This window comes from Sphingopyxis panaciterrae, assembly GCF_011762125.1.
GTDB lineage: Bacteria > Pseudomonadota > Alphaproteobacteria > Sphingomonadales > Sphingomonadaceae > Sphingopyxis > Sphingopyxis panaciterrae.
Map to the genome: position 1 here is coordinate 644,006 of NZ_JAASQN010000001.1, position 20,111 is coordinate 664,116.

The window sequence follows — 20,111 nt, forward strand, 5'->3', positions numbered from 1 at the left end:
CAAACCTAAATGAACAATGTCGGCTTTGGGGTGGGGAGCCGCCATTCGCTAACCATCCATAACCGTCGCCCCCGCGAAGGCGGGGGCCGCAATCGGCCGAGCGCAAGGCTGCCAGCGGCCCCCGCCTTCGCGGGGGCGACGGTTATTTGGCTAGCGTCCGCAATCGGCCGTCAGCAGACATTCCTGTCCCCGGTACACACGTCAGCGGAGGCAAGGTCCAAGTTGCTGTTTTTTATGTATGGCAGGTGACAAGTTTGACAAGTTTAGCAACACGCCGGACGTCGGAAGGGGTTGCCGCCAAGGCCGGATTGCTGATCGGTAATTTCCCGCCCATGTCGTCGACATATGACGGCCGATACAGCCGCTTCGCCGGCCGATGAAGGATCGCACGCCCTTGCCCAATTCCCGCGCCGACCTCGATGAACGGACCTGCCGGCTGATCTGCCCGATCGCCGCGGCGATGGTCGGGGTGTGCCTGACCGGCATCGGCATATTGCAGGTCAGCGTCAGCCTGGCGCGGCAGACGACGCTGGCCGACGACCTGCTGGCGATCGACGCGCTGCTGTTCCTCACCGCGATGCTGTCATCCTATTTCGCCTTGCGGCTCGATTCAGCGCGGCGGCTGCACCGGCTCGAACAGCTGGCGGATACCAGTTTCATTGGTGCGATGCTGCTCATGACGTGCGCCTGTTTCGTCATCACCTACGCCGTCCATATCTAGGAGACGACCGGCAGGGTCAGCCGGACGCGCAGCCCGTGCGGCGGATTGGGTCCGAGATGCATCGTGCCGCCGTGCAGATGCGCGATGGTTTCGACGAGCGACAGGCCCAGCCCCGCACCCGCGCCGCCGCGCGCCGGGTCGAGGCGGACAAAGCGCCGTGCCGCATCCGCTCGCTCGCGCTCGCTGAGCCCGGCGCCATCGTCGCTTGCGGTCAGGGTGATCCGGTTGCCGCCGATATCCTGCGCGTCGATCCGGATCGCCGATCCGCCGGCGGCATATTTGAGGGCGTTGTCGACGAGGTTCGAAAGCGCTCGCACCAGGAGTTCGCGGTGCGCGAAGATCGCCAGTTCGGACGGCGCATCGACGGCGATCGTAAAACCGCGGTCTTCGGCGAGGGGGCCATAGACTTCGGCCAGATCGTCGAGCATCGGGCGCAGCGCGAAGCGGGTGAACTGGTCGCGGCCGATGCCGGCTTCGGCACGGCTGATCTCGAGCGCCGTGTCGAGCAGCCGGTGCAGGCTGTCGGCCTCCTCAATCGCGTCGGCGATCGCCGCCTGCGCCGCGGGCTCGTCCGTGCGCCCAAGTCCTTGTTCGAGGCGGGCCTTCAGCCGCGACACTGGCGAGCGCAGGTCGTGCGCCATCGAATCGGTCACCATGCGCAATTCGCGCACCAGCCCGGCGATCCGGCCGAACATCGCGTTGATCGAAACCGCGAGCCGGTCAAAGGCATCGCCGGTTTCGTCGCGTTCGACGCGCGTATCGAGCTTGCCGCCGACGAATGCATGGGCGGCGCGTGAGAAGACGTCGATGCGGCGTGCCAGGATCCATGCGACGAGTATCGCCATCAGCGCCGCGATCACGATGCCGACGGCGAGGGCGTAGAGAAAGGCGGTCTCGCTGGCGCGCGCCAGTTGGCGCTCGGCGTCGAGTATCTCTCCGGTCAGCAAGGCGTAGCCGCCGGGCAGCCGCGTCGTCACCACGCCCAGCGATTCGGGTGCCGTCGCACCGGAGCGATAGAGCTGGATCCGCTGCCAGCGCGCGGTGTCGGCGACCGTGGACGGCCATTGGCGCAGATTGCCCGTCAAACGGCGGCCGTCGGGGCCCTTGAGCAGGACGATGAAATTGCGATCGTCGCGCGCTTTTAACCGATAGTCGATCGCCTCGACGAGGCCGGGCAGGCCTTGCTGGCGGTAATCGTCGACCAGATCGTCGCGGGCGACCTCGGCCGCCGTGCGCGCGTCGGACAGCAACGTCGCCGAGGTGAAGCGGTGGACGACGGTCAAACCGAGCGCCAGCGCTGCGACCTGCGCGAGCACAAGCAGCAGCGTCAGGCGAACGATCGTGCCATGGCTCCATCGCATCGCGTTCGGACCCTAATCCGGATGGCCGAGCATATAGCCGGCGCCGCGAATGGTGTGGACGAGCGGCTTGTCGAAATCATCGTCGATCTTGCGGCGCAGGCGGCTCACATGGACGTCGACGACATTGGTGCCGGGATCGAAATGATACTCCCAGACGCCCTCCAGCATCATCGTCCGGGTCACGACCTGGTCCTTGTGGCGCAGCAGATATTCGAGCAGCCGGAACTCGCGCGGCTGCAGCTCGATGCGCTTGCCGGCGCGGGTCACGCGCCGGTTGAGCAGGTTCATTTCGAGATCCTCGCATGCCAGCATCGTTTCGGCCGCGATGCCACCCGACGGACGCGCCATCAGCAGCTTTAACCGCGCGAGCAGTTCCGAAAAGGCGAACGGTTTGGTCAGATAATCATTGGCGCCCGAGGTCAGCCCCTCGACCCGCGCATCGACGGCGCCCAGCGAGGAGAGGATGATGATCGGGGTCGCGATATGGGCGGCGCGCACCGCGGCGAGGACCGCCATGCCGTCGATGCCCGGCAGCATGCGGTCGAGGACGATCGCGTCGTAGCTGCCGTCGGTCGCGTGGAACAGGCCGTCGCGCCCGTCGGCGACATGGTCGACGAGAAAGCCTTCTCCCGTCAGCCCCTTGCAGACAAAGTCCGCGGTCGTCCGGTCGTCCTCGATCACCAATATCTTCTGCGACATAGCGAAACTTTCCAGCCCGCAGGCATAGGTCCGGTTACTGTCTATAGCCGCTTGTACCGTCATGGCGAAGATGGCGCGGCGTGCGCGGGCTCGCGCGGCGTCCCGGCGGCGTCGGCGCGGCTCCCGCGGGCGCGAACCGGGCGCGAGACGATCTGGTGGAGCGCGGTCATGCCGCTGGCAAAGGCCATGCCGCGCGGCCCGGCAATATAGCGCGGTTCCCAATGGGTCGCGAACTTGGCCTTATAGTTTCTGAGGCCCTGGAAACCATAGAGCATTTCGCCATGCCGGAACAGAAAAGCGGCGCTGCGCGCCCAGGCCGGCGCCAGCCTGCGCCCGTCGATTCCGGCCAGCGGCGCGATCCCCAGGGTGAACCATCGATACGCCTCGGTCTGCGCGTGCTGGATCAGGCGAAGGAACAGGAAATCCATCACGCCATAGGGGACATCGTGCGCGTGGCGCATCAGGTCGACCGACATTTCCTCGTGGTTCGGGGTCGCGAGGATATTGGCAAAGGCGATGATGCGCCCGCCGACGCGCACGACGGCGCAGGGGAAATGCACCATATAGGCGGGATCGAAGCTGCCGAGGCTGAAGGCCTTTTCGCGCTGTTTCTTCGCCGCGAGCCATTCGTCCGACACGGCCTTGAGTTCGGGCAGATGCCGTTCGACCGCGGCCGGGGGGATGATCGCGAAGGTCGCGCCCGCCTCGATCGCGCGGCGCTCGGCGTGGCGCAGCGACTTGGCCTGCGGGCCCGCCAGCGAAAAGGCGGCGAGTTCGACGCGTGCTTCCTCGCCATATTTGACGATCGACAGGCCAAGGTCGATCGCCGGGGGCAGGCAGGCGGCGCTGATCTGATAGATCAGGATGCGGCCCTGCGCGGCATCGGCGCGTTCGCGCAATTTCCAGAGCAGGTCGGCCCAGCGTTCCTCGCGCCCCACGGGGTCGCCCATCACGATCCAGTTCGCGCCCTGCACCCGGTACATCAGGAAGGCGTCGCCTTCCTCGGCGAGCAGGAAATGCTTGTCGCCGGTGAAGGCGAGGAAGGCATCGCTATGGCCGGCGAGCGCCAAGGCCGGCGCGAGCCGGTCGAGCGCGACGCTGTCGTTACCCGCTGCACGCGAAGAGGGTATGAGCAGGCGCCAGAGCGCCAGACCGGCGATCAGCACGGCGATGCCGAACAGGGCACGCAGGAAGCGCGGGGCGTCGCCGTTCAGGCTGAACTGCCACCACAGGCTGTTGGTATAGGCGACATGCTTGTAAGCGAAGAAGCCTGCGAAAGCGGAGGAGAGCAGCGCGGTCATCGCGGCGACGGTCCAGCCGGTCGACAGCGGTGCGTCGAGCAGCGACGTGGTGCGATAGAAAGCGGGCCGGCTCCATTGCAGCGCGGCGCAGATTGCCGACAGGATCAGCGCTTCCTCATAATCGAACCCCTTGGCGAGCGAGAACAGGATGGCGGCAAGCAGCAGCGCGCGCGTCGCGGCGAAGGCGCCGTCGAGGCGGCGCAGCAATCCGGGCGCAAGGAAGAGCAGCAGCGCCCCCGACAGGCTGGCGGCAATATGCGAAGCCTCGACGAAGGGCAGTGGTACGATATGCCGCAAATCGTGCATGCGGCCCGTCTCGGCGGGGGTCGCACTCGACAGGAGCAGGATCAGCCCGCCGGCGAAGGCCAGCGCGGCGAGCAGCGGCGGTGCCAGTTCGCGAAGCAGCGACTGGCCGGCTTGCGCAACCTCCTTTGCCGGCCGCCGCCAGGCCTTGCCTTCGTGCAGCGCCAGCAGCAGCGCCGCGAGCAGGAGCGGCAGGAGATAATAGATCACCCGATACGCCAGCAGCGCGGCGAGCAGCTGCGCCTTGTCGCCGGGGACGGCCGCGATCACCACCGCCTCGAACACGCCGAGGCCGCCGGGCACATGGCTGATCAGCGCTGCGATGATCGCGAGTGCATAGCCGAGGAAGAAAGCGGGATAAGCCGCCGGGTCGGGGGCGGGAAGCAGGACGTAAAGCGCCGCGCTGGCGGCGGCGAGATCGAGCGCGGCGATGGCGGTCATCGCGGCGCTGCGCTTCAGGTCCGGAAGCGGGGTGCGCCAGCCGCCGATGGCGACCGCCTCGACCCCGAAATGACGCAGCAGCAGGGGGACGAGGCACAGGGTCATGACCACCAGGCCGGCGATATGCAGCCAGTGCAGCGACACGCCCCAATCGAAGAGCGGCAATATCTGCGTGCTCGTCATCGCGGCCAGCCCGGCGAGGAGGATGACGCCGTTCCAGAAGCTGAGGCTGGCGAGCGCGATCACGCTGCCGACCTCGCCGCCGCTGAGGCCCGCCGCGCGATAGATGCGATAGCGCGCCGATCCGCCGGTGAGCAGCGCCAGCCCGAGGTTATGGCTGAGCGTGTAGCTGGTGAACGAGGCGAGCGCATAGGTCCGCCAGGGCAGGCCCCGGCCGATGACCCGCAGCGCGAACCGATCGTAAAGGGTGAGCATCAAATAGCTCGCCGCGGTCAGCAGCAGCGCCGCGGCGACCTGTCCGGCCGAGAGTGCGTCGAAGGCGTGGCGGATCTGGTGCGGGCGAACCGAATGGAGCAGCTTCGACAGCGCGGTCAGGCCGAGCATGGCGACGAGCAGCGCCGCGCCGATCGACAGCAATTGCCGGTGGCGCCCGCCCCATGTCATGGCGTTCGTGAACATCGTCACCGCCGCGTCCACAACTGATGCTTGCAGATGAGACCGCCCAAGATGCAGCCCGATATGCGCAGGCTGTCCGGTGTTTTTTGTTCGATCGTGGAATAAAAGCGGCGCCCCTGATCGGGGACATAGACCTGTCCCGTCCAGTGGCCCGCACCGCTCGCGCGGTAATCGCTGAGCAATTCGGTGCCCACGAGCGCGGTCACCCCGGCGTCGCGTGCGTCGGCGATCGCCTTGGGACCGGCCCAGACGATATGGCCGCAGAGGAGCTGCCCGCAGCTGTGCGTGCGGACGAGGATCGTGCCCTTGGGATTCTGCCACAGCCCGAACGGCGTCGGGGCGGGCACCGCGCCGGCGCTGCCGGACAGCGCCAGAAGCAGCGCCATGGCCAAAAGCCTCATCTCATTCGCTCCTTGCTGTTCGGGCGTCGCGGATCGCGGGCCAGATCGCCGCATCGAGGGCGCGATCGTCCGAATTCAGCCGGTGTCCGCCCGGCAGGGTGATGCGCCGGACATTCGGCATCTGCAGTTCGGGGCACAGGCTTCCCGCTTCGTCGGCGCCGTGGACGCAGGTCACAGGCACCCAGCGGAGGCTTGATGCGGTGGGATAGGCGCGCTGGTCGGGAATCTCGAAGCCGGCAAGTTCGATCGGCGAGGCGCGAAAGATGATATCCTCGCCGGGTACGATCAGGATGACCGACCGGACCGGATGGCGTGCGGCGGCGGAGAATTGCGCGAGGCCTGCGTGCAGCATGTCGGCGCCGAACGACTGACCGATCAGCACGACATGATCGGTCTTCCCCAGCTTCATCGCATGCACCATGGCCGTCTTGACCAGTTCGGCGGCTTCCTGCGGCGTCCGGCGCGGCGAGAAATAGGTCAGCGAATTGACGGTGACGACGGCATAGCCGCGGGCGTGCAGCCGGGCCGAAATCCGGGGGGTCATGCCGACGCGGTTACCGAGGTCGCCCGACAGCATGACGATCGCGGGCCGCGATGGGCCGGGGGCCGCCGCCGCCATGTCGTGGAACAGCGGGCCGTTATAATAGCCGGCGTGCAGATAGGCGGCCGAAGCGACGACGAATGCGATGAGCAGGGCGATGAGCCAAGCCTTGCCGGCGACTCTCTTGCTGGGGATTTTCTTCGCGATCGGGATGGTCATCGCACCTGGCTTTCGCTTCCGGACGGACGGAAGATAGGCGGTTGCGTCCGGCCGGAAGCTGGCCCGAGGATTACGATATTGTCATGTTGCGGCCATGCCCCGGTTGGATCGCCGGTCCTAGAAGGAAGGGGTCCAAGGCGGGACCATCCCCCGGCTCCCTGTTGCCTCCGGCCTCCGCCTGGACAATCCGGTTCGTTCCGTCCGCGCTTGCGTGGATGCTATGGAGTAAAGAATATGGCACGCTTTCATACGCTTATCGGTCTCGGCATTGCATCGACGATGATGATCTCGGCGCCGGTCTTTGCCGCGACGTCCACGGCTCCGGCGACTGCCAAGCCCGCAACGCAGCAGGCCGCGGCTTCGAAGCACGTCGTGTCGGCACGGCACGCGCACCCCGCGAAGACCGCCAAGAAGGCCGCTCACTGACGAAGAACACGCAGCCTGCGAGGGCATGACCCCGGCACAAGCCGCCCTGAAGCAGTCCGCTGTCCGGCCAGTTTCCCGATCCCGGGGAACTGGCCGGTTTCGTATGTCGTGTCGAGATTAGATGGGGAAAGCCACTCGGGTCATTTCTTCGCGTCGGGTGCGGCAAAACTGCCGATGCCGAAAATCGAACGACCCGGATATTGCGGCATCCGGTCGACGAGCAGGTCGACGCCACGGTCACCCTTGTACCGCGCGAAATGGTCGCCCAGTTCCATCAGTCCGGGCGCGGCGGTGGCGAAGCGCGGCCAGTGCGGCAGGTCGCCGCCATTGGGGTCGCCGCGCTTGACGAAATTGACCCAATAGCCGGACATGCGCCGCGCAATCTCCCGATCCACATCCGTGAACGGGCGTCCGGGCGATGCGTGCAGGCTATCGAAGACATAGGGTATTTCGGCCGAATGAAAGGCGCCGAACATCGCCGACCCCGGCCCGGGTTCGGGATGGGTAAAATAATAAGCGAACAGCGGCGCGTGATGATCCGCCGCCCAGTCGATGACCGAGGCTTGCCCATAGAGGCGGGTCAGGCGGCGATTGGCGGCGATTGCCGCCCCATCGTCCGCTGGGGTCGTGCCGAGAAGCTGTGCCGCGGATGCGGTGTCGCCGGCCATCCGCGCCGCTCGCGCCGTCACCTCCGCCGCCGTCGTGCGGAAATAATCGGGGTTGAGGACGCCTTCGTCGGCGGTCAGCCCGACCATGACCGGTACGGCGCGCCGCCGGCCTTCGGCTTCGAGCGCGGCGATTTGTCCGGGGACGATCGTGCCGTCGACGACCGGGCCCAGCAGGGGCATGCCGCCGACGTCTGCGGTTCCGGCAAGCGGCCCGGCGTCGAGGAGCGCCATCACCTGTTCGGCGGGCAGCTGCCTGAGCGCGCCGACATCGGCAAGCTTGGCGCGCGCGAGCAGGTCGTCGCCGCGGCGATAGGCATCGTCGCGCTGCGGCAATGGCGTTTCGATGATACCGCTCTGTGCAATCGCGCGCGCGAAAAGGCCGTCGGCTTGCGGTGAAAGCAGCAGCATATGCACCGCCATCGCCCCCGCCGACTGACCCGCGACGGTCACCTGCCCGGGGTCGCCGCCAAAGGCGCCGATATTGCGCTGCGTCCAGCGGAGTGCGGCCAAGATATCCTGCAGCCCGAAATTGGTGCCGCTGCCCGGGTCTCCCGCCCCTGCGTGGAAACCCGCGAAGCCGAAGACGCCGAGCCGGTAATTGATCGAGACGACGACGATGCCCTGCCGCGCAAGCGCCGCGCCATCATAGATCGGGACCGAATTCGACCCCGACATGAAGGCGCCGCCATGGATCCACAGCATCACCGGCAGCGGCCGGGCGCCCCGCTTTTCCGGCGCCCAGACATTGAGCGTCAGGCAATCCTCCGAAACCGGAGCGGGGGTCACATATTCGCTTGTCCACGGACCGAAGCCGTCGGGGGTGATCGGCTGCATGCAGGCGGCGCCGTGCGTTGTTGCATCGCGGCTGCCCTGCCATGCGGGCGGCGCTTCGGGCGGGGCCCAGCGCCGTTCGCCGACCGGCGGCGCGGCATAGGGGATGCCGAGGAAGCGGACGACGCCATCGTCGACCGCGCCGTGCAGCGCGCCGCTCTCGACCCTGGCCTCCTGCGCATCGACGGCCGGCGCCAGCAGCCAGGCGCACGCGAGGAGGGTTAGCCGTACCGCTGTTCGCGCGCTCTTCATGGCTTGCTGGCCGCTTTGGCTGCGTTTGCCACGCCTTCGACGAAGTCGAGCCGCGGACGGATCGGGTCGGCCCGTTCGCGCGCGCCGGCGGCATCGAAGATCATGATATTATCGGCAGCCGGGCCGTAGCGCGCCCATGCTCCGCCCGCGGCTGAAGACGGCACGCCGGTTTTAGCGAAATTCACCCAATAATCATGGACGATCCGCGCCGCCGCGCGGTCGCGGTCGGTGGTTGCGGCGCCGTGGCGCACCTCGACGGTGTCGAAGACGAAGGGAAGTTCGCTGGCGTGTAGCGCGCCGGGCAGCTTGCTGCGCAGATATTCGGGGACATAGCCGAAGCGATAGGTGAAGACCGGCTGGCCGCGTCCGGCGATGATCTTTGCGACATGGCGCGCGGGTTCGAGGAAGGTGAGGTCGGCCGAAACCGCGACGCCGATGTGCGCTGCGTCCTGCTTCCCCTCGGGATCATAGACTTTCTCGGCGGCGGCACGCACCGGGGCGAGCGGCGCGTAAGCGGCGTCGATGCCGCCGCCGAAGAAGAAGCCGTCGGCGTCGTTGGCGCCGATGACAATCGGCACCGCCGCGCCGTCGCCCGCCGCATAAGCATCGTCGACCGACTTTTGGACGATCTGACCGTCGGCGAACAGCGGGGTGAAATCCTTCGCGCCGAACAGGCTCATCAGGTTGAGCCCGCTCATCACGCTGTCGGCGGGCAGGGCGCGCAGCGCCGCCAGCGCGGCACCATCGCTGCCCTCGACGCCCTTGGTGCGCGCGAACTCGCTGCCGGTCGCTTCGGCGTCGGCGGCGCTCTGCAGTGGACCCATCAGGTCGCGCCCGCCGCCCGACAGGACGATCGCCTTGTGAAACAGGCCGCGTGCGAGCGGGGTCGTCATCAGCGCATGGACCGAAGCCCCCCCCGCCGATTCGCCGAAAATCGTGACATTGTCCGGGTCGCCGCCGAACGCCGCGATATTATCGCGTACCCACTGCAACGCCGCGATCTGGTCGAGGATCGCGTAATTGCCTGATGGAGCGCCCGCCGCCTCCTGCGTCAAAGCGGGGTGGGCGAAGAAGCCGAAGCGGCCGAGGCGATAGTTGAAACTGACGAAGACGACATCGGCCTCGGCGAACTTTGTGCCGGCATAAACGGGCGGCGAACTGCCGCCGTTGACGAAGCCGCCGCCGTAGATCCACACCATCACCGGGCGCGGCTTCGCCGCGGAGGCCGCAGGCTTCCAGACGTTGAGATAGAGGCAATCCTCGGCCGGCTTCACCCCCAGCGGCGCGGCGTCAGCCTTATAGGGGATTTGCATGCAGTCGGGGCCATAGCGATCGGCGGCGCGGACGCCGGGCCAGCGGTCGACCGGCTGCGGCGCGCGCCAGCGCAGGTCGCCGACGGGCGGCTGGGCGAAGGGGATGCCCTTGAAAGCGAGCACGGCGCCTTCGGTGATCCCGGCAACGCGTCCGCCGTGCGTTTCGACCTCGGTCTGGGCCATCGCCGGATGGGTGATCGCCGAGGTCGCCAGCGCGGCGGAGATCAACATGGCGTGAAAGCGTCGCATCGTGTGACGATCCTTTTTCTGCGATTATCGGGGCGAGCGGGGGCAGGCGGGCTGATCGCTGCCGAGGTCGAGGCAATGGCCATCGGTCGCCGCGGCCGGCGCGACCCGCGCCAGCGCGGCCAGCGTCGGGGCAAGGTCAACGACCGCGACGGGCAGCGCGCGCTCCTGATGCGGCGCGCCGGGCCACCAGAAGAGCATCGGCACGCGGCGGTTGAAATCGCTCGGCCCCGAATGCCCCATCATGAACAGGCCGGGCAGCGGCGGCGCGGGCACCTTCAGCGGGTCGGCCGCAAGCAGGACGTCGCCGCTGCGGCCCGCAAAGACCGAGAGCGCCATCCGGTCCGCGACCGGCAGCAGGTCGGGTGAAACGCCGGCGGGCACCTTGCGCGCGGCAAGCTCGCTTGCGGTCCAAGCCGCCGCGATGCCGGGCAGGGTTCGCGCGCGCGCCGCCGCGGCGTCGGCGATCCGCTTCTTGAGCGCCTTGTCGGCAAGGGCGCGGCCGTCGGTGCCGATGATGACGAGTTGGGTTGGGTCGAAGAAGGCGGGGCGCAGCGCGTCCCAGTCGATCCCGGCGGCGGATCGCACCGCCGCATTGAGGTCGGCGAGCATCGCCCGGGTGTCGATCCGGCCCGCGTCGGCATAGCCGCGCGCCGCCAGCCGCTCGGGAATGTCGGCGCCGCCGTGGTCGGCGGTCAGCGCCACGACGAAGGGAATGCCGAGCGCCTCGACGCGCTTCAGCAGCCGCGCGATCTGGGCGTCGACGCGCGCCATCTGGTCGCACATTTCGGGACCCTGTGTCCCATAGGCGTGGCCGACCATGTCGGTCGCCGACAGCCCGACCGCAAGCAGATCGGTGCCCGATGCCCGGCCGAGCCGCTGGCCGTCGATCAGGTCGATCGCGGCGTCGACGGTGACGTCGTCATAATAATATGGCGGCAATGCCGGACCCGATGCCGCGGGCTGGCCGGGGATCGACGCCGGGGTGCCGGGGGGCAGCTGGGCGCGAAACACGCGCCCGCCCCCCAGCGGAAACTGCGCCTCGCGCACGCGGCAGCCTTCATTGGCATAAGTCCAGACGGGCGGCTTTCCCGCCAGCCGCTTCTCCAGCGCGGTATTGAGCGTGGCGAGCGGCGCGAGGCGGTTCTTGGCTTCCGCGACGCTTGCGCCCCAGCTGTCGAACCCCTGTTTGCCGTCGAACCAGTAGGCGCCGTCGGGCCGGTGCCCGCCCATCATGATCGCCGAGCGATCCTTGCCCGCGACCGAAAAGACTCGGTTCGCCGGCGAGGCGGCCTTGAGCCAGTCGCCGAGGGTCGAAACTTCGAGCATCCCTGGGCCGACGCCCAGCCTGCGCGTTGCGCGCGCCGCGACATGCGTGCCGTCGTCGGTGCAATAGCGGTCGACCGAGGCCGACTGGTCGTACCATTGGTTGGCGATGATCCCGGTTGCATTGGGATGCCGCCCGCTCGCGATGACGGCATGACCGGCGCAGGTTTCGGTGACGCCATGGACGTGGAAGGCGTTCGAATAGACGACGCCCTGCGACAGCGTGCGCAGCCCGCCGTGAAATTCGGCGCGAAAGCTGTTGAAGAGGTCGGCCGAAAACTGGTCGACCGAGATGAGGAGGATCAGCCGCGGCGACGGCGGGGCATCGTCGGCATGCGCGGCGGACGCGGCGGCGGCGATCGCGAGCGCCATCGCCGCCCCGGCAGCGCGGAGCCATCGCCGCGCCCCGCGCGCGCGGCGGGCATGGGTGCCGGACCGCATCCGGAACAGACCGCCCGGCACCCCGCCCACTAGAAGCGCCCTTCGAGCGACAGGCCGAGCGTCCGGAACGAGGACAGCCCGAACATATGATAATAATCGCCGCGCGATTGCGAGTTGGAGTTGATGAAGGTCGGCTGGCGTTTGTCGAAGCAGTTCCGGCAGAAGAGCGTCAGCTTGTATTTGTCGTCGATCTGCTTGATCCCGATGCTCGCGTCGAACAGCGAATAGCCGGGCAGTTCGGTGTTCGGATCCTCGGTCGAGCTGAAGTTCGATTTGGTGCGGGCATAAAGCGCGCCCTGCATGAACACCGCCATGCTCTCGCTGACCGGGGTCTCGTAGCGGCCGGTCAGGCTGACCGTCCATTTGGGCACGTTCGGCAGGCGGTTGCCCGAGGAATCGATCGTGCCGTTGGCGCGGCAACCCGGCTGGAACGGATAGCAGCGGTCGGCCTGGAAGTCCGAGAAATAGGCGTCGACATAGCTGACCCCCAGGTTGAACACGAGCCCCTCGGCGGGCAGCGCCGACGCCTCGATCTCGAATCCGCGCGACTTCAGCGCCCCCGCGTTGAGCAGCACATAACCGTTGCTCGCGGTATCGAACGCCTGCGCCTGGAAATTCTTGAAGGTCGAGGTGTAGCCCGAGAGGTTGAAGATCAGGTGGCGGTCGAGCAGCGTCGACTTGATCCCCGCTTCGTACGATGTCGGGATTTCGGGCATGATCAGCGGTGCGCGCGGATCGATCGTCAGGTTGAAGCCCGGACCCTTGTATCCGCGCGCGACCGAAGCATAGGCCATGACGTCGTCGGTGAGGTCATATTGCGCGCCGACGCGCCACGAGAAATTCTCTTCGCTGATCCGCTGGTCTCGCGAACCCGCCGCGCTGAGCGGGACGACAAAGTCGGAAACATCGCTGATCGAGCGCAGCTTGAGCTTGTCATGGGTATAACGGCCGCCAAAGGTGAGGCGGAGCGCGTCGGACAGATTGAGCGTGCCCTGGCCGAAGGCGGCATAGCTTTTCGAGGTCATCGACCCCGTCGAAACCGCACCGACCCACGCGTCGAAACCGGCGGGCGGCGGCGTGGTCAAGCCGTTGGCGCCAGCGGCCGTGATATCGGAATCGCTCTTCGCGTCATAATAATAGAGGCCGAGCTGATATTCGAAGAATTGGCCGGTAGGCGAAGCCAGCCGCAGCTCTTCGGTGAACTGGCTGATCGTCGAAAGCTGGTGGTTGGTGTCGAGCAGGTTGACGCGGTGTTTGTCCGAATCGAACAGATTGTCGGCGTCGAACTTCCGCCAAGCGGTGATGCTGGTCAGCGAATGGCCGCTCGCGAATTCATAATCGATATTAGCCTGCAATCCGCCGACGTTGAAGCTCGCGCGGGTCGGCGCACCATAGCTTGAATAGAAATTATCGGGCCCGGCGACGATGCCGAGGTCGGCATTTTCGGCGGCGAAGCGGCTGGTCGGCCGCACGATGCGATCGGCGCTGCCGCCCGATCCGACGCCCGACGAATGGGCGTAGTCGCCCGCGATGAAGATGCTGAGATCGGGGGTCGCCTCCCAGAGCAGCTTGGCGCGCAGGCTCGTCTGGTTCTGGCCATATTGGCTGCCGGGAACGTCGACCAGATTGGTGATGACCGGATCGGTGTGCGTCTGCGATGCGCTGACGCGCAGCGCCGCGGTCTCGCCCAGCGGTATGTTGACGATGCCCTGCAGGCGATAGAGCAGCCCGTCGCCCGGCACTTTCATCTGCGCGATTTCGCCCAGCACCTGCCCGTCGAAGCGGCCGAGTTCGGGGCGCCGCGTCGTGATGTTGACGAGGCCCGCCGAGGCATTCTTGCCGAACAACATGCCCTGCGGCCCGTTCAGTACTTCGATCTGGGCAAGGTCGAGATAGTTCATGAAGCCGAGCGACGGGTTGCCCATTACCACCCCGTCGATCACCGAGGTGACGCTTGCCTCGATCGTGTTCGAAAAACTGAGCGTGCCGACGCCGCGTACCGAGAAATTCGATGCGCCGAGCGCGGCATTGAAGCTTTTGACCTGCAGGCTCGGCGCGACCAGTTGCAGCTGCGACGGGTCGAAGATCTGCCGCGCCGCAAGCTGGTCGGCGTTCACGACGGTTGCCGATATCGGCACCTCCTGAAGATTTTCGGCGCGCTTCTGTGCGGTCACGATGATCTCGCCGAAACCGCCGCTGTCGCTCTGCGCTTCTGCGGTGTCCTGTGCGTAAGCGGGCGCGGCGAGCATGAGCATCGTCGTCATGGCCGCGGCCGAAGTCCAAATCCTGTTCATATCCATCCCCTTGTTTTGTCTTATTTTGCGTAGTTCCAGGTCCTTCCGGCGATCGGGACGCTGACGTCCTCCAGCAGCTCTTCCGACGACGCGCCGAGCGCGAAGCGATAGGTGCCGGGCGCGATGCTCCAGCCCTTCGGCGTCCAGTCGGCGAGCAGGCGCGGATCGATCGGCACCTCGATGGTGCGCGCTTCGCCGGGTTTCAGTTCGGCGCGCGCGAAGGCGACGAGGCGCCGCGTCTTGCCGCGCGGCGTTTCGACCAGATAGACCTGCCCGATGTCGGCGCCGCCCCGCGCGCCGCTGTTGCGCAACGTGAAGGTCGCGGCGGGTGCCGCGCCGCTGGTGACCGACAGGCCCGAGCGTTCGAAGCTGGTGTAGCTGAGCCCGAAACCGAACGGATAAAGCGGCTTTTCCGCCTTGCGCGCGAACCAGCGATAGCCGACGTCGGCGCCTTCGACATTATAGTCGATGTCGAGCGTCTGGCCGGGCTTGCCGTGGCCGGCGAAGCTCGGTTCGACTGTCTCGGCGCCGGGCAGGTCGGGGCGCGGCAATTGCGCGACCGACGCCGGGAAGGTGACGGGCAGGCGGCCCGACGGGTTCACGTCGCCGAACAGCACGGCGGCGATCGCTTCGCCGCCGCGCGCGCCGGGATACCAGGCCTCGACGATCGCCGCGACGTCGCTCTGCCATGGCATCGCGACGGGGCCCCCGGTTTCGAGAACGACGATCGTCTTCGGGTTCGCCTTGGCCACCGCCGCGATCACGTCATCCTGCCCCTGCGGCAGCGACAGGTCGGGGACATCCAGCCCCTCGGTCAGCCACTGGGTTCCAAAGACGATGACGAGGTCGGCATGTTTTGCCGCCAGCGCCGCCTCGGCCGGGTAACGGCCGTCGCGGAAGCTGACTTCGGCCTGCGGGGCGCGGGCGCGGATGGCGTCGAGCGGCGCGGAGCGATGGTAGTTTTGCGCCATCAGCGCCGTGAACAGGCCGTCCTTCATCGTTGGTAGCGAAACGGCGGGGCCGCCCTGGCCCTGCGCCTGCGACGATCCAGCCCCCGACAGGACCCCCGCATCGGCATAGCCGCCGACGACGAGGATTTTCTTCGCCGAGGCGGCGAGCGGCAGGATGGCATCGCGGTTCTGGAGCAGGACGATGCCCTTTTCGGCGATGTCCTGCGCCACTGCCGCGCCCGCGGCGACATCGATTGCGGCCTTGCGCGGCGGGTTCTTGTCGACCCCGACGGCATAGATCGACCGCAGGATGCGGCGGCTCATGTCGGCGACGCGGGTGCGATAGCGCTTGTCGCTGTTCGCGGCATCGAGCAGCGGCGCGCCGAAATGGACCGCGGCGTCGAGCTGCGACCCCGACTGCTGGTCGAGCCCGGCGAGCGCGAAATCGGTCGCGCGGACCGACCCCCAGTCGGACATCACCCAGCCCTTATATCCCCAGTCTTTCTTGAGGATGCCGTTGAGCAGCCGGTCGTTGCCGCATGCCTGCGCGCCATTGACCTTGTTATAGGCGCACATGACCGATCCCGGCTGTCCCTGTTCGATCGCGATTTCGAAGGCGAGCAGGTCGCTCATCCGCAGCGCGCTCTCTTCGAGGATGCCGTTGTGGAACTGGCGTCCGATCTCGGTCGGGTTGAGCGCGAAATGCTTGATGGTCGAAATGACATTCTGCGACTGGATGCCCGCAACGGCTGCGCCGCCGAGCAGGCCCGAATGCAGCGGGTCTTCGCCCAGATATTCAAAGACGCGTCCGCCGCGCGGGTCGCGGACGAGGTTGATCCCGCCGGCAAGCAGGACATTGAAGCCCTTGGCATGCGCTTCCGATGCGATCAGCGCGCCGCCCGCGCGCATCAATTCGGGGCTCCAGGTCGACCCCATCGCCATACCCGAGGGCAGGGCGGTCGCGCCATCGCCGCGCAGACCGCCAAGATAGGATACGCCGAGGCTGGCGTCGGTCTCGGTCAGCGCCGGGACGTCGAGGCGGGGGACGCCGGGGATATAGCCGGCGCCAAGCGGCGCGCCCTCCGGAATTTTGGTGTCGCCCAGCGGCATGGCGAGGATGCCGTTCAGCATTCCGACACGCTCGGCATTGGTCATCTCGGCTTCGGTGGTGGCGGCGCGGCGATCGGCATCGCTCGATGCATCGATGCCCGATCCTGTCTGAGCCAGCGCCTGCGTCGAACTGGCGGCAAGCAGCACCGCGCAGCAAAGCCACGATCTCATATCTCTCTCCCCTGTTTTGTCTGTTCTCGACTCGATAGCTATCTAATCATGTCAGCGCTGACAATGAGAAAATGTCAGCGCTGACATTCGGGGCTGGACTGGGTACGTATTCGGTGGCTAACAAGGTGCGATGAAGCCTATCGATACCGCCGTGAGAAAGCCTGCGACCCTGGACGATGTAGCGGCGATTGCCGGGGTGTCGGCGAAGACCGTGTCGCGTGTCGTCAATCGCAATGCCAACGTCAGCGCCGCGACGCGCGAGCGTATCGAGGCGGCGATCCGCGAAACCGGATACCATGTGAACCAGGCCGCCCGCTCACTCGCGGCGTCGCGATCCTTCCTGATCGGCGCCTTCATGCCGCATCTCTCATCCTTCTATTTCGCGGAGATTTTCCGCGGGGCGGCGAAGGCGTGCCGCCAATATGGCTATCATCTGGTCGTCGAGGAATTCGACCATGGCGTCGATACGATGGTCGACCGTTATGAACAGGGATTGCGCAGCGCCCGCTGCGACGCGCTGATCCTGACCCCGCCGGTCTGCGACGACGAAAGACTGCTCGCAGCTCTCGACCGTGACGGCATGCCCTATGTCCGGATCGCGCCGGGCATCCGCCCCGGCGTTTCGGCGGCGCTGAGTGCGGACGATGCCCAGGGGGTGCAGCAACTTGCCCGACATTTATGGGCATCGGGCCGCCGCCGCTTCGCGATCATCGCGGGACCCGCCGACCACGCCGCCGCCATGATCCGCGAAAACAGCTTCGTCGAGACGCTCGCCGGACTGGGCGGCGATCCCGAGGGGATATTGCTCACGCGGATCGAGTTGCACGAAAGCATTTCGGAATCCGGTCGCGCGGCGACGCTCGACCTGCTCCGCCGCGTCGATCCGCTGCCCGATGCGATTTTTGCGTTCAACGACGAAGTCGCGATCGGCGCCATGGCGGCGGCGCGCGAACTGGGCCTGACGGTTCCGGGCGATGTCGCGATCGCCGGCTTCGACGACAGCTATATCGCGCAGCTCGCCTGGCCGCCGCTGACCACGATCCACCAACCGATCGCCGATCTCGCATTTCAGGCCGTCGGTGTCGTGGCGAGTGGCGAGAGCTTCGCGGCCAGCCAGATATTGTTGCCTACCAGCCTCGTGGTCCGCGGGACGGCGTAGAAGCCGGAAGGACCGGCGCGGCCGCGACATCGCGCGCTGCGATCTTCACCATCATCGATGACCATCGGCCGCTTCCATAGGCCGGGCGGCGATCGGCGCCCGTCTGGCGGAAAGAAAAACCTGAAGGGGTTGTGATATGAGATAACGTCTCATATACGCCCGGCGTCCAGAGAAGAAAGGGGTTTTTGTGAAGTTTCGAGCTCTCCTCCTGTCCGCTGCGGTTCCGGCGGCTGTTCCATATGCCGCCATGGCAGCCGAATCGGTACCGCCCGTCCGGCATGCCGATCGCGACGCCGGTTTCATGCAGGCGGGCAGCACCGCCGACCCGGAAATCGTCGTATCGGCGAATGTCCTGGGGCTGCGCGCCGATGAAACGGCGACGCCGGTCATCACGCTGACCGGCGACGAGCTGGCTCATCGCCGTCAGGCGACGCTGGGCGATACGCTTGCCGGGCAGCCCGGCATCCATTTCGACAATTTCGGCGGCGGTGCGAGCCGCCCGGTGATCCGCGGGCAGACCGCGCCGCGGGTTCAGGCACTCTCGGATGGCGCGAGCATCCAGGATGCATCGGCGATTTCGCCCGATCATGCGGTCACGACCGAGCCGTTGCTGCTGCGCGGGATCGAGGTGCTGCGCGGGCCGGCGGCCTTGCTCTATGGCGGCAGCGCGATTGGCGGCGCGATCAACCTGCTCGACGAGAAGGTGCCGACCTCGATCCCCGAAGGCGGCATTGCGGGCATGGCCGAAGGACGGATCGGAACCGCCGATGACGAGCGGTCGCTCGTCGGCGGCATCACGATCGGCGGGCAGGGGCTGGCGCTACGCGTCGAAGGCGTCCACCGCTCGTCGAACGACTATCGCGTTCCCAAGGGTTTCGGCGAGCGCCATGTCGATGGATCATATAACGACACCTCGACCTTCAGCGTCGGCGGCTCATGGGTCGGCCCCGGCGGCTATCTCGGCGTCGCTTACACCCGCCAGCGCAGCGAATATGGCCTGCCGGGGCACAGCCATGACTATGAGGGCTGCCATCCCCACGGCAGCAGCCTGCACTGCGGCAGCCACGGGCACGACGACGAGGATCATGACCACGACCATGATCACGACCACGAACATGAAGAAGTGCCATTCGTGAAATTGCGGAGCGAGCGCTTCGACATCCGCAGCGAATATGAAGACCCGCTGCCCGGGTTCGAGAAGGTGCGTTTCCGGCTGTCGTTCACCGACTATGAACATGACGAGATCGAGCATGACGAGGTCGCGACGACGTTCAGCAACAAGGCGTATGACCTGCGCTTCGAACTCGCGCACAAGCCGATCGGGGGGCTGCGCGGCGTCGTCGGCGTGCAGCATTGGGAAAGCAAGTTCAGCGCCGTCGGCGAAGAGGCCTTTCTGCCCGCAAGCGAGACGCGCAATACCGCGCTGTTTCTGATGGAAACGCTCGATGCCGGGCCGGTGCGTCTCGAACTGGCCGCGCGTCAGGAATGGCAGCAGGTCGAAACGACGCTGAACCGCGAAGTGCGCCACAAGCCTTTCTCGATCTCCGGCGCGGCGATCTGGGACATCGGCGGAGACTATTCGCTCGCGCTGTCGATCGCCCGTTCGCAGCGGGCGCCCAATGTTCAGGAACTTTACGCGCGCGGCATCCACCTCGCGACGAACAGCTATGAACTCGGCACCGCGACGCTGGGCAAGGAAACCGGCAGGTCGGTCGACTTGACCTTTCGCAAGACGGCCGGGGCGACGACCTTCACGATCGGTGCCTATCATCAGGATTTCGACGATTATATCTTCGCGAACACGCTGGATCGGTTCGAGGATTTCAGGCTGATCCGCTATACCGCCGCGGACGCGACCTTCACGGGTGTCGACGGGGAAGTGCGCCATCGATTCGGCAATGTCGGGGTGTCGCTATTCGGCGACTATGTCCGTGCGAAGCTGAAGGGTGACCTGGGTAATCTGCCGCGAATCCCCGCCGGCCGTCTCGGCGCGCGCGCCGATGGGCAATGGGGCGCGCTGTCGGGCGACGTCGAATATTATCATGTGTTCGAACAGGACCGGATCGCGGCGTTCGAGACGCGGACGCCCGGCTATGACATGCTCAATGCGACGCTCGCCTATAAGCTCGAACTCGGGCCGAAAACCGGCGCCGAACTGTTCGTGCGGGCGAATAATCTGACGAACGAACTCGCCTATAATCACGCATCCTTCATCAAGAACGCATCGCCGTTGCGCGGACGGAATTTCGTCTTCGGCTTGCGGACGAGCTTCTGAACCAAAGGGGGCCGGAAAGGAGGGGC

General features: G+C 66.6%; 14 protein-coding genes. 4 read left to right on the plus strand and 10 right to left on the minus strand.

Translation table 11 applies throughout. The features are described from left to right. Nucleotides 1-394: 394 nt before the first annotated feature. Complete coding sequence (locus FHR22_RS02810) at nt 395-721, plus strand: hypothetical protein (protein ID WP_243853425.1); 327 nt, start codon at nt 395-397, stop codon at nt 719-721. Here the strand turns inward: FHR22_RS02810 and FHR22_RS02815 are convergent. Genes FHR22_RS02815 through FHR22_RS02835 form a run of 5 tightly spaced genes read right to left on the minus strand, consistent with a single transcriptional unit; the run spans nt 718 to nt 6,623 of the window. After that, nucleotides 718-2,082: a sensor histidine kinase gene (locus FHR22_RS02815; protein ID WP_166938710.1), complete on the minus strand. Its 1,365-nt coding sequence runs from the start codon at nt 2,080-2,082 to the stop codon at nt 718-720. The two genes, FHR22_RS02810 and FHR22_RS02815, sit on opposite strands and share 4 nt — an antisense overlap. Nucleotides 2,083-2,094: 12 nt before the next feature. Next, nucleotides 2,095-2,781, minus strand: a complete 687-nt coding sequence (locus FHR22_RS02820) for a winged helix-turn-helix domain-containing protein (RefSeq protein ID WP_166938713.1) — start codon at nt 2,779-2,781, stop codon at nt 2,095-2,097. A gap of 59 nt (nt 2,782-2,840) precedes the next feature. Then, complete coding sequence (gene mprF / locus FHR22_RS02825; protein ID WP_166940684.1) at nt 2,841-5,465, minus strand: bifunctional lysylphosphatidylglycerol flippase/synthetase MprF; 2,625 nt, start codon at nt 5,463-5,465, stop codon at nt 2,841-2,843. A 2-nt stretch (nt 5,466-5,467) separates the two neighbouring features. Beyond that, complete coding sequence (locus FHR22_RS02830) at nt 5,468-5,863, minus strand: DUF2147 domain-containing protein (protein WP_166938715.1); 396 nt, start codon at nt 5,861-5,863, stop codon at nt 5,468-5,470. Between the two features lies 1 nt (nt 5,864). Beyond that, complete coding sequence (locus FHR22_RS02835; RefSeq protein ID WP_166938717.1) at nt 5,865-6,623, minus strand: AcvB/VirJ family lysyl-phosphatidylglycerol hydrolase; 759 nt, start codon at nt 6,621-6,623, stop codon at nt 5,865-5,867. A gap of 234 nt (nt 6,624-6,857) precedes the next feature. Between FHR22_RS02835 and FHR22_RS02840 the strand changes: the two genes are divergently transcribed. Further along, nucleotides 6,858-7,049, plus strand: a complete 192-nt coding sequence (locus FHR22_RS02840; RefSeq protein ID WP_166938719.1) for a hypothetical protein — start codon at nt 6,858-6,860, stop codon at nt 7,047-7,049. 140 nt (nt 7,050-7,189) lie between these two features. On the opposite strand, the gene FHR22_RS02845 is transcribed toward FHR22_RS02840, so the two are convergent. Genes FHR22_RS02845 through FHR22_RS02865 form a run of 5 tightly spaced genes read right to left on the minus strand, consistent with a single transcriptional unit; the run spans nt 7,190 to nt 16,651 of the window. Continuing rightward, nucleotides 7,190-8,800: a carboxylesterase/lipase family protein gene (locus FHR22_RS02845; RefSeq protein ID WP_166938722.1), complete on the minus strand. Its 1,611-nt coding sequence runs from the start codon at nt 8,798-8,800 to the stop codon at nt 7,190-7,192. After that, on the minus strand, nt 8,797-10,362 hold the full coding sequence (locus FHR22_RS02850; protein WP_243853427.1) for a carboxylesterase/lipase family protein: 1,566 nt from the start codon (nt 10,360-10,362) through the stop codon (nt 8,797-8,799). The genes FHR22_RS02845 and FHR22_RS02850 overlap by 4 nt, the downstream gene beginning before the upstream one ends. Nucleotides 10,363-10,386: 24 nt before the next feature. Beyond that, nucleotides 10,387-12,126, minus strand: a complete 1,740-nt coding sequence (locus FHR22_RS02855; RefSeq protein ID WP_166938724.1) for an alkaline phosphatase family protein — start codon at nt 12,124-12,126, stop codon at nt 10,387-10,389. Between the two features lie 29 nt (nt 12,127-12,155). Next, nucleotides 12,156-14,420, minus strand: a complete 2,265-nt coding sequence (locus FHR22_RS02860; RefSeq protein WP_166938726.1) for a TonB-dependent receptor — start codon at nt 14,418-14,420, stop codon at nt 12,156-12,158. 20 nt (nt 14,421-14,440) lie between these two features. Then, nucleotides 14,441-16,651, minus strand: coding sequence for a beta-glucosidase family protein (locus FHR22_RS02865; protein ID WP_166938729.1), 2,211 nt, complete (start codon nt 16,649-16,651; stop codon nt 14,441-14,443). A 151-nt stretch (nt 16,652-16,802) separates the two neighbouring features. Between FHR22_RS02865 and FHR22_RS02870 the strand changes: the two genes are divergently transcribed. Both FHR22_RS02870 and FHR22_RS02875 read left to right on the plus strand, forming a co-directional pair. Further along, nucleotides 16,803-17,810 carry a substrate-binding domain-containing protein gene (locus FHR22_RS02870; RefSeq protein ID WP_166938731.1) on the plus strand — a complete coding sequence of 336 codons (1,008 nt, stop codon included), beginning with the start codon at nt 16,803-16,805 and terminating at the stop codon, nt 17,808-17,810. Between the two features lie 247 nt (nt 17,811-18,057). After that, nucleotides 18,058-20,085, plus strand: coding sequence for a TonB-dependent receptor domain-containing protein (locus tag FHR22_RS02875; protein ID WP_166938733.1), 2,028 nt, complete (start codon nt 18,058-18,060; stop codon nt 20,083-20,085). Nucleotides 20,086-20,111: the final 26 nt, after the last annotated feature.

Bases quoted from the DNA above. Each gene is read 5' to 3' on its own strand.
- FHR22_RS02815 (WP_166938710.1), bottom strand. From the start codon at position 2,082: ATGCGATGGAGCCATGGCACGATCGTTCGCCTGACGCTGCTGCTTGTG.
- FHR22_RS02820 (WP_166938713.1), bottom strand. From the start codon at position 2,781: ATGTCGCAGAAGATATTGGTGATCGAGGACGACCGGACGACCGCGGAC.
- mprF (WP_166940684.1), bottom strand. From the start codon at position 5,465: ATGTTCACGAACGCCATGACATGGGGCGGGCGCCACCGGCAATTGCTG.
- FHR22_RS02830 (WP_166938715.1), bottom strand. From the start codon at position 5,863: ATGAGGCTTTTGGCCATGGCGCTGCTTCTGGCGCTGTCCGGCAGCGCC.
- FHR22_RS02835 (WP_166938717.1), bottom strand. From the start codon at position 6,623: ATGACCATCCCGATCGCGAAGAAAATCCCCAGCAAGAGAGTCGCCGGC.
- FHR22_RS02840 (WP_166938719.1), top strand. From the start codon at position 6,858: ATGGCACGCTTTCATACGCTTATCGGTCTCGGCATTGCATCGACGATG.
- FHR22_RS02845 (WP_166938722.1), bottom strand. From the start codon at position 8,800: ATGAAGAGCGCGCGAACAGCGGTACGGCTAACCCTCCTCGCGTGCGCC.
- FHR22_RS02850 (WP_243853427.1), bottom strand. From the start codon at position 10,362: ATGCGACGCTTTCACGCCATGTTGATCTCCGCCGCGCTGGCGACCTCG.
- FHR22_RS02855 (WP_166938724.1), bottom strand. From the start codon at position 12,126: ATGCGGTCCGGCACCCATGCCCGCCGCGCGCGCGGGGCGCGGCGATGG.
- FHR22_RS02860 (WP_166938726.1), bottom strand. From the start codon at position 14,420: ATGAACAGGATTTGGACTTCGGCCGCGGCCATGACGACGATGCTCATG.
- FHR22_RS02865 (WP_166938729.1), bottom strand. From the start codon at position 16,651: ATGAGATCGTGGCTTTGCTGCGCGGTGCTGCTTGCCGCCAGTTCGACG.
- FHR22_RS02875 (WP_166938733.1), top strand. From the start codon at position 18,058: ATGGCAGCCGAATCGGTACCGCCCGTCCGGCATGCCGATCGCGACGCC.